Source organism: Mesorhizobium sp. WSM4848 (assembly GCF_055811375.1).
Genome location: NZ_JBVVPX010000047.1, coordinates 1 through 14,844, shown reverse-complemented (window position 1 = coordinate 14,844; position 14,844 = coordinate 1). Strand labels below are relative to the sequence as shown.

14 protein-coding genes and 1 tRNA gene are annotated in these 14,844 nt (G+C 60.8%); 7 read left to right on the top strand and 8 right to left on the bottom strand.

The features are described from left to right. Nucleotides 1-2 precede the first annotated feature (2 nt). Nucleotides 3-941: a DUF2182 domain-containing protein gene (locus AC0L16_RS29930; protein ID WP_473625039.1), complete on the bottom strand. Its 939-nt coding sequence runs from the start codon at nucleotides 939-941 to the stop codon at nucleotides 3-5. Nucleotides 942-1,003: 62 nt separating this feature from the next. On the opposite strand from AC0L16_RS29930, the gene AC0L16_RS29925 reads away from it, so the two are divergent. After that, nucleotides 1,004-2,215, top strand: coding sequence for a UbiH/UbiF family hydroxylase (locus tag AC0L16_RS29925; protein ID WP_473625038.1), 1,212 nt, complete (start codon nucleotides 1,004-1,006; stop codon nucleotides 2,213-2,215). Between the two features lie 206 nt (nucleotides 2,216-2,421). Next, nucleotides 2,422-2,745, top strand: a complete 324-nt coding sequence (gene hspQ, locus AC0L16_RS29920; RefSeq protein WP_023801843.1) for a heat shock protein HspQ — start codon at nucleotides 2,422-2,424, stop codon at nucleotides 2,743-2,745. 163 nt (nucleotides 2,746-2,908) lie between these two features. Here hspQ and AC0L16_RS29915 read toward each other — a convergent pair whose 3' ends face one another. Beyond that, nucleotides 2,909-3,538: an invasion associated locus B family protein gene (locus AC0L16_RS29915; protein ID WP_473625037.1), complete on the bottom strand. Its 630-nt coding sequence runs from the start codon at nucleotides 3,536-3,538 to the stop codon at nucleotides 2,909-2,911. A gap of 232 nt (nucleotides 3,539-3,770) precedes the next feature. On the opposite strand from AC0L16_RS29915, the gene AC0L16_RS29910 reads away from it, so the two are divergent. The 3 genes from AC0L16_RS29910 (at nucleotide 3,771) to AC0L16_RS29900 (ending at nucleotide 8,709) form a co-directional block, all read left to right on the top strand. After that, the gene (locus AC0L16_RS29910) at nucleotides 3,771-5,585 is read left to right on the top strand and encodes an extracellular solute-binding protein (RefSeq protein ID WP_473625035.1); all 1,815 of its coding nucleotides are present in this window, start codon (nucleotides 3,771-3,773) and stop codon (nucleotides 5,583-5,585) included. A gap of 23 nt (nucleotides 5,586-5,608) precedes the next feature. Further along, nucleotides 5,609-6,289 carry a DsbA family oxidoreductase gene (locus AC0L16_RS29905; RefSeq protein WP_473625034.1) on the top strand — a complete coding sequence of 227 codons (681 nt, stop codon included), beginning with the start codon at nucleotides 5,609-5,611 and terminating at the stop codon, nucleotides 6,287-6,289. A 515-nt stretch (nucleotides 6,290-6,804) separates the two neighbouring features. Next, a complete protein-coding gene (locus AC0L16_RS29900) occupies nucleotides 6,805-8,709 on the top strand; it encodes an ABC transporter ATP-binding protein/permease (protein WP_473625032.1) in 1,905 nt (634 codons plus the stop codon). A 262-nt stretch (nucleotides 8,710-8,971) separates the two neighbouring features. Here AC0L16_RS29900 and gor read toward each other — a convergent pair whose 3' ends face one another. The 3 genes from gor to rpiA all read right to left on the bottom strand — a co-directional run bounded on the left by gor (nucleotide 8,972) and on the right by rpiA (nucleotide 11,787). Next, complete coding sequence (gor, locus tag AC0L16_RS29895) at nucleotides 8,972-10,360, bottom strand: glutathione-disulfide reductase (protein WP_473625031.1); 1,389 nt, start codon at nucleotides 10,358-10,360, stop codon at nucleotides 8,972-8,974. Between the two features lie 145 nt (nucleotides 10,361-10,505). Then, on the bottom strand, nucleotides 10,506-11,072 hold the full coding sequence (locus AC0L16_RS29890; RefSeq protein WP_473625029.1) for a DUF2059 domain-containing protein: 567 nt from the start codon (nucleotides 11,070-11,072) through the stop codon (nucleotides 10,506-10,508). After that, a complete protein-coding gene (gene rpiA, locus AC0L16_RS29885) occupies nucleotides 11,059-11,787 on the bottom strand; it encodes a ribose-5-phosphate isomerase RpiA (protein ID WP_473625028.1) in 729 nt (242 codons plus the stop codon). Before rpiA ends, AC0L16_RS29890 begins: the two co-directional genes overlap by 14 nt. 169 nt (nucleotides 11,788-11,956) lie before the next feature. On the opposite strand from rpiA, the gene AC0L16_RS29880 reads away from it, so the two are divergent. Beyond that, entirely contained in the window at nucleotides 11,957-12,640 is a 684-nt protein-coding gene (locus AC0L16_RS29880) for a phosphoglycolate phosphatase (RefSeq protein ID WP_473625026.1), read from the top strand. A gap of 128 nt (nucleotides 12,641-12,768) precedes the next feature. Beyond that, a tRNA-Val gene (locus AC0L16_RS29875) sits at nucleotides 12,769-12,843 on the top strand. Between the two features lie 1,030 nt (nucleotides 12,844-13,873). On the opposite strand, the gene AC0L16_RS29870 is transcribed toward AC0L16_RS29875, so the two are convergent. From AC0L16_RS29870 to AC0L16_RS29860, 3 genes are all read right to left on the bottom strand, one after another. After that, nucleotides 13,874-14,254 carry an ion channel gene (locus tag AC0L16_RS29870; RefSeq protein WP_473625025.1) on the bottom strand — a complete coding sequence of 127 codons (381 nt, stop codon included), beginning with the start codon at nucleotides 14,252-14,254 and terminating at the stop codon, nucleotides 13,874-13,876. A 92-nt stretch (nucleotides 14,255-14,346) separates the two neighbouring features. Next, a complete protein-coding gene (locus AC0L16_RS29865; protein WP_473625023.1) occupies nucleotides 14,347-14,544 on the bottom strand; it encodes a hypothetical protein in 198 nt (65 codons plus the stop codon). A gap of 94 nt (nucleotides 14,545-14,638) precedes the next feature. Beyond that, a partial coding sequence (locus AC0L16_RS29860; RefSeq protein ID WP_473625022.1) for a hypothetical protein occupies nucleotides 14,639-14,844 on the bottom strand: 206 nt, incomplete at its 5' end.

The window sequence follows — 14,844 nt, the reverse complement described above, 5'->3', positions numbered from 1 at the left end:
CCCTATGCCGAGACTACTAGCAGGGCGGTTGCCCAGACAAGCAGTATCGCACCGGCGATCCGGGTTGGCAGCCTGCCCGCCGTCTGTTTTTCGATCAAGGTGAACAGGCCGATCAACGCCAACCAGAACACGTTCATCACGCCGACGGCGAACATCACCAGCATCAGCGCCCAGCAGCAGCCGAGGCACCAGACGCCCTGCTTCATGCCGAGCCGGAAAATCCGGCCGGGCCTCGCGCTCCAGTTCGAAAACAGGATCGAAAACGGGCTTTTGCATTTTGTCAGGCAGGCTTCCTTCAGGCCGCTGAACTGGTAAAGGCCGCCAACCAAAAGCGCAGCCGCTCCTGTCGCTCCGACCACCGGGTCGAGCATCTGCACAGATGCGGCGAAGGCGTGAACGATGAGCGTCAGCGCCGCAAACACTGCCGACGCAGCCAACCACACGCTGAGGTAACCGGCGACCAAGATCAGCGGATGGACGACCGCTTCGCCCTTGATCCGCGCGGTATCGGCGATCTCGCAATAGGTGCGGATCATCGGCGCCGCCGAAGGCAGCATGGTGGCGACCGCCATCAGGAACCACATGACGATGAGTGCTCCGGCCTGCGCGCCGACGCCCCCGTCGAGCGGCGCAGGTGCAAGACAAAGGCTGAAGAAGCGATCGAGAAGATCCGGCAGCGGCAGCCGCGGCAGGTACCTGAGCATCGTGTCGCCGGGTGCGTCGATGCCCGGAACCCGGCTTTCGGCGCCACGTATGGCCATGGCGCCAAGCAGCAGCCATGCCAGGACGACGGCTGCGCCCAAAACGATGTTCACCACCAGTCGAGGATTGCGCGAGACGCTCGCCGCAGCGCGGCCGAAACGGTCGAGATGACTGAAATCATGGTCTTCGGCGGTCATGGAAATCGAATGGGCCGAATCGCCGCGTTGATCAAGCCGCATGATCTGATCTATATGCTCATCAGGTCGGACCGACCGCCTCGCATCGCAACCGGGAAGCCGCATTGGACCGTCGGGAAACAGCACGGATACTGGTTGCCGGCAGTGGCCCGGCAGGGCTGATTGCAGCGCTTGGTTTCGCAGACGCCGGCTTTCCCGTGACGCTCGTCGGACCCGAGGCAAATGGCCAGGACGGCCGCACGACGGCCCTGATGAACCCGGCCCTGAAGATCCTCGAGCGGTTGGGCGTCCTCGATCGGGTGAGGTCCCAGGCCGCACCGCTGAAGGCGATGCGCATCGTCGATGCAACCAGCCGGCTGATCCGCAGCCCGGTGGTCACTTTCCGCGCCAGCGAAATTGGCGAGGAGCAGTTCGGGCTGAATTTACCCAACAGTGCGCTCAACCCCGCACTTGCCAGGGTTGTTGCCGCGCATTCCGGCATCGAATGGCGAAAAGCGATGGTGGAGACCTGGCGCCTCGAGGGCGACCATGCGCATGCGATCCTGTCTGACGGCAGTGAGATCACAGCATCGCTGGCCGTCGCCGCCGATGGCCGTATGTCGCCGGCCCGTGAGGCTGCCGGGATCTCGACATCGGCGCGATCCTATCCGCAGGCGGCATTGGTTCTCAATTTCGGCCACCGCAGCGACCACGCTTTCACCTCAACCGAGTTCCACACCGAGACCGGCCCGTTCACCCAGGTTCCCCTGCCCGGCAACCGGTCCAGCCTTGTCTGGGTGCTTGAGCCGGAAACGGCGAAGGAACTCGCCGCACTGGACGACGCGGCGCTTTCGATGCGGGTCGAACAGCGGATGCAATCGATGCTGGGTCGGGTTTCCGTCGAACCCGGCCGGCAGATCTACCAGCTTTCCGGCGTGACGCCGCGCTGCTTCGCGCGCAACCGGGTGGCACTTGTCGGCGAAGCCGCCCATGTGTTTCCGCCGATCGGCGCGCAAGGTCTCAACCTTGGTATCAGGGATGTCGATGATCTGGTTGGAATTGCGTGCAAAAACAGGGCCGACCCGGGCACCGTCAAGGCCCTCGCAGCCTATGATTTCAAGCGCCGCCCCGACATCCTGGCGCGCAGTAATGCGGTCAACCTGCTCAACAAGTCGCTGCTCTCGCAGATGCTGCCGGCACAGATGGCGCGCAGTGCCGGCCTTGGCGTGCTCGGCGGCTTCGCGCCGCTCCGCGCCTTTTTCATGCGCGAGGGGCTGCGGCCCGGCAGTGGTTTTGCAGCGCTCGCCGGCGGCTTAAGGAAACAGATCCGGCGCTAGCACGTCCTCGGGCGGGCTGGCCCCGTAGCTTGGCAGAGCGTCAAGCGTTCGGCATTGATTTCATGCGGCGTCTGCGCCAAATAGGTCAGGTATCAGCCATAAGTCGGGCTCGATTTTTTGAAGTGTAACGCGTAAATTCAAGGTCTTAGAGAGTCTTTGCGCATTCCAGGGACGCGGCACTCTAGGACTTAGTGGTGAGTACCATGATGAAAACAGCCAAATTTTCGATCGGACAGGTGGTCCGCCACCGGCTGTTTCCGTTCCGCGGCATCATTTTCGATGTCGACCCGCAATTCGCCAACACCGATGAATGGTACGAGGCGATCCCGGCGGATGTGCGGCCGCGCAAGGACCAGCCCTTCTACCACTTGCTCGCCGAGAATTCGGAAACGGAATACATCGCCTATGTGTCTGAGCAGAACCTGCTCGAGGACCGCTCTGGCGAACCGGTGCGGCATCCGGAGATCGGCGAGATGTTCGACAAGAGGCCGGACGGGCGCTACGAGCCGAGACGCCAGTCAAGACATTGACCTGATAGATCGCGGGGACCCGACGGATTGCGGGGACCTGACGGGATTGCGGGCCTGATGGGATCAAGAAATGGCCGGCCGAAACAAAAAAGCGGGGCAAGACCCCGCTTTTTTGTTGGCTTGAGAAATCGTCTTAGTCGCCCAAGTCGCGCCGCGGGGGCGATCAGTTGGCGGTCTTCGCCTTGTCCTGCTCTTCCTTGAGCTTCTTGGCGAAGTCCTGGTTGTTCTTGGCAACGAAATCCTGAAGCTTCTTCTGCCGATCCTCGATGTCCGACTGCTGCAGCGGCGGCCCGTCGAAGGCGCCGCTGAAGCCGGTCAGCGCGATCTTGATCGGGTTCGGCTGGTTCTGGAAATTGACCGAGGTCAGCGTCAGGTTCGAACCCTTCTTGAAGGAGGCGACGAGCTGGTCGGTCAGCGGCACTTCCGCCACGCAGCGGTCGGGGAAGCAGATCACATAGTCGAGCTTCTGCGCCTTCCCGGTGTCGATCTGGAGGCCAATGCCGGGAGGAACCAGGCGACCGGTCGGAACCGTCACCTGGAACACCTTGCGGTTTATCTTGCCCTTCAATTCGATCAGGCTGACGCCGGTGACGAGCTGGCCGTTGCCGGCTGTGGTGATGTTCTGGACATTGCAGATGTCGACGTCTTCCTGCTTGGTGCAGGCTTTGAACCAGCCCTGCGGAATCTGCTGTTGCTGCTGCGCAAGAGCAGTGGGAAGCTGTGCGCCCAAAAAGCCGACCACGCCAGCGGCCATGACCGACAGGCGGTACGCGTTGCTGTTCAGGCTCGTCATATCGTGCACTTCCTCTCAAATGATCCCGGGACCGGCTACTTCGCGCCGTGTGGTCCAGCTACCTGTTGCCGAAATGAGGCAACAGAATGACTTCGGACGGCGTGTTACACTGCAAGCGGTGCCGAATCCAGCCCGATGCCCGCAATTCTTGAGCTCGCGATTAGCCGGGAGGCGGTCGGCTCATGTTAGGGTGCGCTCCGAATCATCAAGCCGACCCGGTAAGGAGACGGTCATGGGCCGCGTTCTTGTTTGGCTGATCGCCGCGATTATCACCCTTTCGCCTCAACCAGCCTTGTCGGAGCCGAAACACGCGATCGCCATGCAGGGCGAGCCGGCGCTGTCGGCCGACTATGCGCATTTCAACTACGTCAATCCCGATGCGCCGAAGGGCGGCAGCATCACCTATTGCGTCGTTGGCAGCTTCGACAATCTCAACCCTTTCATCCTGAAAAGCCTGCGCACGACGGCACGCGGCATCATCGACAGGATCTTCGGCAATCTCGTCTTCGAGCCGTTGATGCAGCGCAATGACGATGAGGCCTTCAGTCTTTACGGCCTGCTTGCCCACACTGTCGACATGGATCCGGAGCGCAAGAGCATCGAATTCCACCTCGATCCAAGGGCCAAGTGGTCTGATGGTCAACCGGTGACTGCGGAAGACGTGCTGTTCACCTACGACGTCTTTACCGAGAAAGGCCGGCCACCCTACAGCGCCCGTATGAGCATGGTCTCCAAACTGGAAAAGACCGGCGACCGCAGCGTGCGCTTTACATTCAACGACAAGGCTAACCGCGAGACTCCGTTGGTTATCGCGATGACGCCAATCGTGCCGAAGCACGCTTTCGACAAGGAGACCTTCGACAGGACCACGCTGAAACCGGTGATCGGCAGCGGCCCCTATACCGTGGCGCACGTGGCGCCTGGCCAGCGCATCGTGTTCAAGCGCAACCCAAATTATTGGGGCAAGGACATCCCCGCCAAGCGCGGCTTCGACAATTACGACCAGATCACCATCGAATATTTTCTCAACGCCAACGCCAAGCTGGAAGCTTTCAAGAAAGGCATCTGCGCTATCGCTGACGACAGCGATCCGGTCAAGCGCGAGCGCGATCTCGACTTCCCTGCCTTCCACAGGGGCGACGTGATCGCCGAAACGTTCGACCCCGGCATCCCGCCAGTGGTGACGGGGTTCCTGTTCAACACACGGCTGCAGAAGTTCTCCAATCCGGTGGTTCGACGCGCGCTCAGCATGCTCTACGACTTCGAATGGGCCAACAAGAACTTGTTCGGCGGCAAGTACATGCGCACAATGAGCTATTGGCAGAATTCCGCGTTGTCGGCACTCCGCCATCCGGCCGACGACAGGGAAAAGGCGCTCCTGGCACCCTACCCCGGTCGTGTGCCGGCCGATGTCATGGACGGCAGCTGGCGGCCACCCGTCACCGACGGCTCGGGCCAGGACCGCAAGGTGTTGAAAGCTGCCTTCGACATATTGAAGGGCGCGGGTTATGCCTTGCAGGATGGAGTGATGCTCGATCCCGAGGGGAAACCCTTCGGCTTCGAGATCCTGACCGCCTCCCAGAACGAGGAGCGCCTTGCCGCCATCTACCAGCGCACGCTGGCGAAGATCGGCATCGATGTCACCATCCGCAGCCTTGACGGCGACCAGATCCAGTCGCGCAAGCAACGTTTCAATTTCGAGGTGCTGATCGGCGCCAGCGGCTTCGAGAACTCGCTGTCGCCGGGCATCGAGCAGTTCGGGCGCTGGGGATCAGCTGCCGCCAATGCCGAAGGCTCGTTCAACCTTGCCGGCGTTGCCGATCCGGCGATAGATGCAGCACTCGAGGCGATGGTCGACGCCCGCAGCCGCGAAGATTATGTTGCCGCCGTCCGGGTCCTCGACAGGTTGTTGATCTCCGGCCACTACATGGTTCCGATGCAGCACAACACGCAGCAATGGCTCGCCTATTGGAGCTATCTGGAACATCCGCAAAAGACCCCCATGTCCGGCTATCGACTGCCGACATGGTGGCGCAAGCCGAAGTGACATCTTCGGAACAGGAGATCAAGATGAGCGACGAGAAGTCGATTACCGTCGATGTGGTCTCCGACGTCGTCTGCCCCTGGTGCTTCATCGGCCAGAAGCGGCTCGACAAGGCGATCGCCGCGGCAAACGATGTCGAGGTGCATATTCGCTGGCGGCCATTCCAGCTCGACCCGACCATCCCGCCCGAAGGCAAGGATCGCCGCGAATACATGATGGCCAAGTTCGGCAGCGACGAACGCATCCGCGAGATCCACGCCCGCATCGAGCCATTGGGCGAAGCCGAGGGAATCAACTTCGCCTTCGCTGCCATCAGGGTTGCGCCCAACACGCTGGACGCGCACCGCGTCATCCGCTGGGCTGGTGCCGCCGGCGAGGTCATGCAGAACCGGCTGGTGCGACGCCTGTTCCAGTTGAATTTCGAGGAAGGCGCCAATCTCGGCGACCATGTCGTGCTGATCAACGCCGCCAGCGAGGCCGGCATGGATGCGTCCATCGTCGAGACGCTTTTGCCGACGGACGCCGATGTCGAGCCGGTGCGCACCGAAATCGCCACTGCTTCGCGCATGGGTATCACCGGCGTGCCGTGCTTCCTGCTTGAGGGCAAGTATGCGGTCATGGGCGCGCAAGACGTTGACACGCTCACCGACGCCATTCGCCAGGTTGCGGCGGCGAAGGCGCGGGGCGAGTTGGAGAAAGCGACCTGATAGACGCCATTCCATGGGTGTTTGGCGACATCGCCACAGCAGCCAACGCCCTTCGGGCCAACGCCCTCCGGTCACTTTCCGGCTGCCGCCAGGTCGATATGGCAACAAGGATGACGGCGCGTCTTTGCGTCGATTCGTCTTCTTCAACATAAAAATCGGCCGAGCGACCACGCTCTTCCCATAACAAAACTGTGCAAAAAGCTTTCCCTTGGGGAAGATGCTGGCGCCCGCATGCATCCACCGGCAACCCATTGAAATTATATCGATAATATGCGTCGACAGCGGCGTCGCATGGATTCGCCGCTGTTGCTTAATGGCAACGGCGAGGGGGTCAAATCCTCCACAGACCGAGAAAAGATAATTGAAAATGATCAATTGGTGTTACTGTCTGTAACAAAACTAAAAGAGGTTTGGGCGGGATTGTGATTCGGGTCGGTAGACCAGGGCGACATTCAATATCGGAAAAATGGCTCCGTGGCGCCGCAAGGTCGCCGCTCCTGACACCGGTTTCCTCGATGCGCAGCTTCTGGGGACTGATGCGGGCCTACTGGTTCTCGGACCGCTGGGTGGAGGCCTGGACGCTGACACTGGTCATCGCCCTGTTTACCGCGCTGTCCAGCAAGGCCGGCGTCTGGTTCGCCGAAGCATCCGGGGAACTGGTCAACTCGATCGCCTTCTACCACGATGCCGCGAACACCACGCCGCTCGCATCGTTGCTCACCAACGCCGGCGTCCTCATCCTTCTAGTCGTGCTCAAGGACGCGGGCTTTACCGGCATCCGCACTTTTGTTTCCGCGACGCTGCATCGCAAATGGCGCGGTTGGCTGGACAGCCGTTTCAACGCAGCGCTTCTCGACACCAATCACACGCATTTCCATGCCCAGCACGGTTCCTCCGGCGCTGCGGCTCCCGACAACATCGACCAGCGCGTCCAGGAATCGATCAAGGACATGACCGGCGGAGCCATCGGCCTCGCCATGGGGGTGATGGCTGTCGCTACATCGCTGTTTTTCGTCGGCCAGAAACTGCTTGAAACCTCGGCAGAGGTGAAAGGGCTGGAATTCCTCGGCAGCTATGGCAGCGCGGTCCTGGCTTTCCTGGCGGTCGCCATTTACGTGCCGCTGAACACCTGGATCGCGGTGAAGCTCGGCAGGTTGCTGGAACGGCTCAACATCCGGATGCAGCAATCCGAAGGCAGTTATCGCGGCGAACTGACCACGTTCCTGCGCCGCAGTTTCCACGTCGCCGCTTCACAGGGCGAGAATGTGCAAAAGACGATGCACGACCGGCTTTATGTCGACATCGACCGCACCTGGGCAAGGCTGAACATCGTCAACTCCAGCTACCGCTCTTTCGAGCTGGTCTACAATTTCATCGGCGCCCGCATTGTCGCCTATGCGCCGGGCCTGGTGCCCTACATCCACAACCGTTTCGACCTCAAGGGCTACATAACCGGCTCCGAGATGGTCAACTCGCTCATCAGTCAATGTTCGTGGTTCATCCATGTCATGCCTTCCATTGCGGCGCTGCGCGCCAACAGCCAACGCGTGACCGAACTCGCCAACGCGATCGAAAACGTCCAACACCCGCAGCAATTCTACAGTCTCACCGGTTGTTCCGATTTCCGCTACGACCGTCAGAACCCGGTTTTCGGCTTGACCATCCAGAAACTGGAGCTGACCCATCAGGGCGAGGACGCCACCCCCTTCCTGAGTGCTGCGAATTTGCGCTTCCGGCGTGGCGAGTGGACGTTCCTGAAGGGCGAATCCGGCTGCGGCAAGACATCGCTGATCAAGGCGATCAACGGTCTGTGGCCCTATGGCCGCGGCTCCATCGTCTTCCCGGAAGGGGTCGAGAGTTTCTATGCCGCCCAGGAGGTCAAGCTGCAGCAGGTCTCGCTGAAGCAACTGGTCTGCCTGCCCGGTTCAGAGCGCGATCACACCGACACGCAGGTTGCATCGGCTCTGCACAGAGCCGGCCTTGGCGATTTCATCGAACACATGGCCGATGAAAGCCGCGACGGAATGAACTGGGACCAGGTGCTTTCGGGCGGCCAGAAACAGAAGCTGGTTGTCGCCCGTATCGTGCTGCAGCAGCCGGGGCTGCTGTTCCTCGACGAAGCCACCGGGGCGCTCGATCCGGAAGGGAAGATTGCTTTCCATCAAGCGATCAAGGACAATTGTCCAAATGTCACGGTGATCTCGATCATGCACGAGGCCGTGCCGCCAAGATCGCTTTCAGGCGCCGAATTCTACCACAGCATCGTTGCCATCGCGGATGGCGTCGCGACCAAAAAGCCGCTGGCGCCGAGCCTGCCGGTCGAACTCACCACCATCCTCGCGCATCCGAGGCCGGTCGAGGAAACAAGGCCGGTCGAGGAAAGATGGCTGCGCTTCCCTCGCCGCATCAGGCAGAAATAATGCATGTCGCGCAAAAAGCATGCCCTCGGGCCTGACCCAGGGCCTGACCCGAGGGTGTGCAGCGGTTTTGCGATGACGACATGCATAAAACAACAACCTAAAGCGCGTCGCATGAGGCCGGTCAAACACGACGCGCTTTAGGGCGAACAGAATATCGTTGCCCAGTGTCGGATCGGATTGGTGATCTAAAATTGTGGTCGGGTGGTGCGGCGCCATTGCTTGCGAGCATCGGGTGCTCCGTTGGCGACGGTGTGGCAAAACGTCAGGCGCGCTCGCCGTCCCTCACCCGGTAGGTCGGCTTGTACATGGTCACGAGTTCTTCCGCCGCGGTCGGGTGCACGGCCATCGTGCGATCGAAGTCATCCTTGGTCAGCCCGGCCTTCAGCGGAATGCCGAGAAGCTGCGCCATCTCGCCGGCATCCGGCCCGAGGATATGGGCGCCGAGCACCTTTTTCGAGGCGCTGTCGACCACCAGCTTCATCAGCATCTTTTCGTCGCGGCCCGACAGCGTGTTGCGCATCGGCCGGAAGCTGGCGCGGTAGATCTCAACGTCGGTAAAACGCTTTATGGCCTCGTCTTCCGACAGGCCGACCGTGCCGATCTCGGGCTGCGAGAAGACCGCGGTGGCGATCGTTTCATGGTCGGGCGCAGTTGGGTTGCCCTTGAAGGCGGTCTCGACGAAACACATGGCCTCATGGATCGCCACCGGCGTCAATTGCACACGGTTGGTGACGTCGCCGATCGCCCAGATGTTGTCGATGCTGGTGCGCGAATATTGGTCCACATGAATCGCGCCGGTCCTGGTCATCTCGATGCCGACGCCCTCAAGACCCATGTTTTCGGTGTTGGGGAGACGCCCGATGGCGAGCATGACCTGATCGACCGTCAGCACCTTGCCGCCGGTGACGACAGCGTCGAGGCGTCCGTCCGGACGCTTCCTGATCCATTCGGATACGGCATGGCAGAGGATTTTTATCCCCTTCTTTTCCATCGTCTCGTGCAGCATGCGCCTGAGATCCATGTCGAAGCGGGAGAGGATCTCCTTGCCGCGATAGACCAGCGTTGTGTCGACGCCGAGGCCGTGAAAGATGTTGGCGAATTCGACCGCAATATAGCCGCCGCCCTCGATCATGATCGCCTTCGGCAATTCCTTGAGATCGAAGGCCTCGTTGGAAAAGATACAATGCTCATGGCCGGGCAGAGCCGGGTGCGGTGCCGGGCGGCCACCGGTGGCGATGAGAATCTGGTCGGAGGTGACGGTGCGGTCCTCGCCGAGAAGATGCACCGCATGCGGATCGACCAGCATGGCGCGTGACTGAAACGTCTCGCCGCCGGCGCCTTGGACATTTTTCCTGTAGATGGCTTCCAGCCGGCTGATCTCGCGATCCTTGTTGGCAACCAATGTCTGCCAGTCGAAGCTCGCCTGCGGCACGGTCCAGCCATAACCGGCGGCGTCGGCAAAATGTTCGGGAAATTGCGAGGCATAGACATAGAGCTTCTTCGGCACGCAGCCGCGAATGACGCAGGTGCCGCCATAGCGGTATTCCTCGGCAATGCCGACGCGCTTGCCGAGTGCCGCCGCCACACGCGCCGCCCTCACCCCGCCGGAGCCGCCGCCGATGACGAAAAGATCGTAGTCATAGACGGCCATTGCGCGGCTCCTTGCCTTTCAAAATGTCTGAGACAGGTAGGCTGCAAACCACCAAAAGAAAAGCCCGGACGCAGCGCATCCTGTCGGACGCGCAACGGCGGCGGGCTTTCCGGTCCAGCAGCGATAACGCCGCCGGAAAACAGGCTTAGTTCTTCGGTGCTTCCGGCTGCGTGCCATCAGCCGGAGCCGCGGCATTTGCCGGTGCTGTGGCCTTTGCTGCCGCGGCCAGCGTTTCGCCGACCTGCTGGGCGAGATCGCGAGCGACGCCGTTCTGCCAGATTTCGGCGGCCTTGAGCAGGTCACGTGTCACCGCCGGGCCGCTGTCGAGCAGCTTCTTGCCGGTATCGGAATTGTAGAAAGCGGCGATTTCGGTAAGCTCTTTTTCGGAAAATACCTTGGCATAGGCCAAGGCCGCTTCCTTCTCGAGATCGGCGCGGCGCGAGGCCAGCGCCAGAGCCTTTTCGCTAACCGTCCTGCCGATCAGCTCCTGCATGTCCGGATTCTTTTGGATAAGCTGCTGCTGAAGCGCGGCGGCGGCCTGCGGCAGGATGTTGTCGAACGGGTCCGTCGCGTCGATCGCCGCGACGGCGGCGCGGGCCGCCTTCAGATGCCCTTCGCTGACGTCCTGCGAGAACGCCGGCGATGAAAACGCAAAGACGGCCGAAGCAGCCAGAATTGCAGAAAAACGGCGAACCCGGTTATGCAACGTCATGATCGGTAGAACTCCCTGGTTTTCGGGCGGCATGGACGGTTGGGACACCGTCGCCGGCTATGATGGCCGCTGATGCCAGCCCGATGAAAAGACCATGCTCGACCACGCCCGGAATGGCATGGAGAGCATTCGAAAGCGCTCTTGTATCCGGAATGCGGCCAAAAGATGCATCGAGGATAAAATGGCCGCCGTCTGTAACAAAAGGCTGGCTTCCCGTCATCCTCAATGTGACGGGGCCGGAAAGGCCGAGCCGTCCGGCTGCCGCGGCGACGGCGATTTCCGTGGCACGCAGGCCGAACGGGTTGACCTCGATGGGCAGTGGAAAACGGCCGAGCGTCTCGACCATCTTCGAACGGTCGGCAATGACGATCATGCGGGCGGAAGCCGCCGCCACGATCTTTTCGCGCAGCAGCGCACCGCCGCCGCCCTTGATCAATGTCAGCTCCGGATCGATCTCGTCGGCGCCGTCGATGGTAAGATCGAGCTCGGGCGTTTCTTCCAGCGTCGAAAGCGGCACGCCAAGCTCGCCGCAGAGGGTGGCGGTGCGCTCCGAGGTCGGCACGCCGATAACGGTAAGGCCGGTGGCGACCTTTTCGGCGAGCAGCCGAACGAACTCTTCGGCCGTCGAGCCGGTGCCGATGCCAAGCCGCATGCCACCAGTCACATGGGCAAGTGCCGCACGCGCGGCTTCGACCTTCAATTGTCTCGCATCCATGCCGTGTGTCGCGCCCCAAAATTCGTTTCGGCGCTCCTAGCATCTTTGCCCGTCCGGTCAAAGACTTTGCCCTGTGGATTGACGCCCTGTGGATTGAGCTGGCAAGGCTTGCCTCGATGGGCTGCAGCGGCTATCGCCTGCCGGCAGCGCAATCGTCACAGGACAGGCCATGACCCGACCGATCATCGTGTTCGACCTCGACGGGACGCTGGTCGACACAGCGCCGGACCTGCTCGACAGCCTCAACCACAGCCTTGCCGCCAGCGAACTCGCTGCCGTCGATGAGGCCGGCTTCAAGCGCTTCGTCGGCCATGGCGGCCGGGTGATGATCGAGCGCGCGCACGCCGCGCAGCAAAGATCGCTGGTGGTGGAGGAACACGACCGATTGCTAAAACTGTTCCTCGATCACTACACCGACAACATCCCGGGCAAATCGCGCCCCTACCCCGGCGTCGTCGAGACGATCGCCCGATTCGAGGCAGCCGGCTATCTCCTGGCCGTCTGCACGAACAAATACGAAGCCAACTCGGTGGCGCTGATCGAGGCGCTCGGCCTGGCGAAGCATTTCGCGGCGATTTGCGGTCAGGACACGTTTGCGTTCCGCAAGCCCGACCCGCGCCATCTGACCGAAACCATTTTGCTGGCCGGCGGCGATCCGCACCGCGCGCTGATGGTCGGTGATTCGCAGACCGACATCGATACGGCGAAGGCGGCCGGCATTCCCGTGGTGGCGGTCGATTTCGGCTACACCGACCGCCATGTGCGCGAATTCGAGCCGTCGGCGGTGATCTCGCATTTCGATGCGCTGACGCTTGGTCTGGCCGAACGCCTGATTGCCGCTGCCGGGCACTGAGCGCGACGGCGACCGGCCCGCTGCCGGCGGAGTTGCATTCGGTCTTCGTCGGAACGCCAGCACATCGCCTTGACTTCCCCGGTCGGCCTCCCTTATATCGCGGCGCGCTTGGCCTTCGGGCAACGAGCGGGCGATTAGCTCAGCGGGAGAGCACACCCTTCACACGGGTGGGGTCGCAGGTTCAATCCCTGCATCGCCCACCAATATTCCGAATTATATCAGCTACTTACCGGTAAATCTTCCTCGGTCGCTGGACCTCTGCATCTTCCGTGTCGCCACAGTGTCGCCACCATGCGGCCGCTTTCGGATGTGCCTGCAAATGCGATGGACCCGCCACCTACGCCCTTTCACGGCGGTAACAGGGGTTCGATTCCCCTTGGGCGTACCAACGATTTCAAGTGCTTAGCTGGCCGGCAGGTAAAACCGTCAAATAACGGTCAAATAAGCCCTCCGCACGTGGTCCATTTCGGAGTCTCGCTATTGCGTGAGGCTTCAAGGGCAGATCTGTTCGCGCGTTGCGACATCACCAAAACCTTGGCCATAGGCAGGGATCGAATGTTCGGACCATTTGGGGGCAGCTAGGCGCCGGCAAGAGCGTCGGACAGCGAGCCCCCTGGCCGACCAGACTTTGCGGGGCGGCTGGCGACTGCGGATTTCTGTCCCAGCAGCCATCTACTCACCATCTATTTTAGACAGCCCTGACAGCTTCCATGAGGCGGTGCAGACGACGCTGGCTAGCCTCGACATTCGGGACGAGGCAAGGTCTGGCCGACTGCTCCCGCACATTAACCGCCTTCGGGACATTGTTGCTCGGCTTTGAGAGCCCCGGTTAGCGGCCGAAAATTTCTATGGGCCCTAGGGCGAACACTCAAAAGGTTCAAAAGGTCAGCTGCCTGCGAGTCTATGCAGGGCACAGAATCGATTAACCGGAAAGCCGTTAATTAAATTGGCCTAAGGCATTGTCCTCTATAGGGGCTTTTGAATTAACTCCACCTCGCGAGCATGCGCGTACTGGTCCCGAAATTACGCTCCCCAATAGGGGGTAATGGCCTCGATTACCACGCTATAGCAACGGACCGTTCTGATAGCGGTGCAGTGGCGAATTTTGAATAAACCCCTGGGGAACATTCAGGTAAACGGTTACAAGCTCGTTGGCGCCCGAACGGAAAAAGCCCGCCGCACCTTTTCGGCGCGAACAGCTATGACGAAGGAACACGACCTCTGCAACGCGCGTCAGTCTTGCTTCCGCATCCACAGATCCGAAGTCGATGCGTATGCGAACGATGCTGACCAAGCGATCAGGACGAGTCCGTTGAGACCCTCCAAGGCAGCAACGATTCGCATCGGCCCAGTGGCATAGACTTCGCCAAAGCCGATCGTCGTGTAACAGGTAACCGAGAAATAGAAGAAATCCGCTGCGCTTCCGGAAAACAAGCCTGCGAGACCTCCAAGGTCCGGATGGTGGTGCATCCAGGCGTAGGCGAGCGCGAAAAGACAGATCCCCACCACGTGAGCAATGATTGCTGCGACGACCAAGAGCAGCAGATCAACCCGCATCGGAAGTGAAAAACGACGCCTCATCGTTCCGGCGATATTTAGCACTTCATAGTGCATCAGAACCGTTACCAGTGCGAGACCTACAGATATGGCGAACGCTATGACCAATTGCGGTACCTTCAAGTAGGACTCAGATGCTCAACCGCTTATCACCGCGCGAGCGGTTCGAACAGCGTCGACCTGACGCGACGCGATGCGATGCCGAACACGGGAATGGTGAGGACGAACGCGAGCACCCAGTGGTGCCATCTCCCCGGGTCCTCGGCAAAATCGTCGGAACCGAACCGCTCCCAATGGCTTTCGTAATCAGGGGCAGCGTCAAAGAGGAGACTGTTATGGATCGGCAAGAAAATATCGTTTTGGAGGCGGGCTGGCTTTTGGCGGTCCCGCTTTCTATCGGATTTGCCGTTTTGATTGCAGGCTTAGTGCTGGGCTAGTGTGCTATGGGAACCGGAACTCGATCACTCGCCCCTCGGCCTTCCATGATTGCCGGGCGTCAACGGAACCAAAGTCGCCGCGCTCAACATTGCCTGGGGCGGCCAGGCACCAGCATGACATCCGTGCTAAGTGCCCCAATTCGGAGGGAAAGATGCGACTATTTTTGGTGTTGATTTTGATGGCGCTGAGCGGCTGCGTATCCAATGTTT

Coding starts and splice junctions, on each gene's coding strand:
- AC0L16_RS29930 (WP_473625039.1), bottom strand. CDS start 941: ATGCGGCTTGATCAACGCGGCGATTCGGCCCATTCGATTTCCATGACC.
- hspQ (WP_023801843.1), top strand. CDS start 2,422: ATGAAAACAGCCAAATTTTCGATCGGACAGGTGGTCCGCCACCGGCTG.
- AC0L16_RS29915 (WP_473625037.1), bottom strand. CDS start 3,538: ATGACGAGCCTGAACAGCAACGCGTACCGCCTGTCGGTCATGGCCGCT.
- AC0L16_RS29910 (WP_473625035.1), top strand. CDS start 3,771: ATGGGCCGCGTTCTTGTTTGGCTGATCGCCGCGATTATCACCCTTTCG.
- AC0L16_RS29905 (WP_473625034.1), top strand. CDS start 5,609: ATGAGCGACGAGAAGTCGATTACCGTCGATGTGGTCTCCGACGTCGTC.
- AC0L16_RS29900 (WP_473625032.1), top strand. CDS start 6,805: ATGCGCAGCTTCTGGGGACTGATGCGGGCCTACTGGTTCTCGGACCGC.
- gor (WP_473625031.1), bottom strand. CDS start 10,360: ATGGCCGTCTATGACTACGATCTTTTCGTCATCGGCGGCGGCTCCGGC.
- AC0L16_RS29890 (WP_473625029.1), bottom strand. CDS start 11,072: ATGACGTTGCATAACCGGGTTCGCCGTTTTTCTGCAATTCTGGCTGCT.
- rpiA (WP_473625028.1), bottom strand. CDS start 11,787: ATGGATGCGAGACAATTGAAGGTCGAAGCCGCGCGTGCGGCACTTGCC.
- AC0L16_RS29880 (WP_473625026.1), top strand. CDS start 11,957: ATGACCCGACCGATCATCGTGTTCGACCTCGACGGGACGCTGGTCGAC.
- AC0L16_RS29870 (WP_473625025.1), bottom strand. CDS start 14,254: ATGCACTATGAAGTGCTAAATATCGCCGGAACGATGAGGCGTCGTTTT.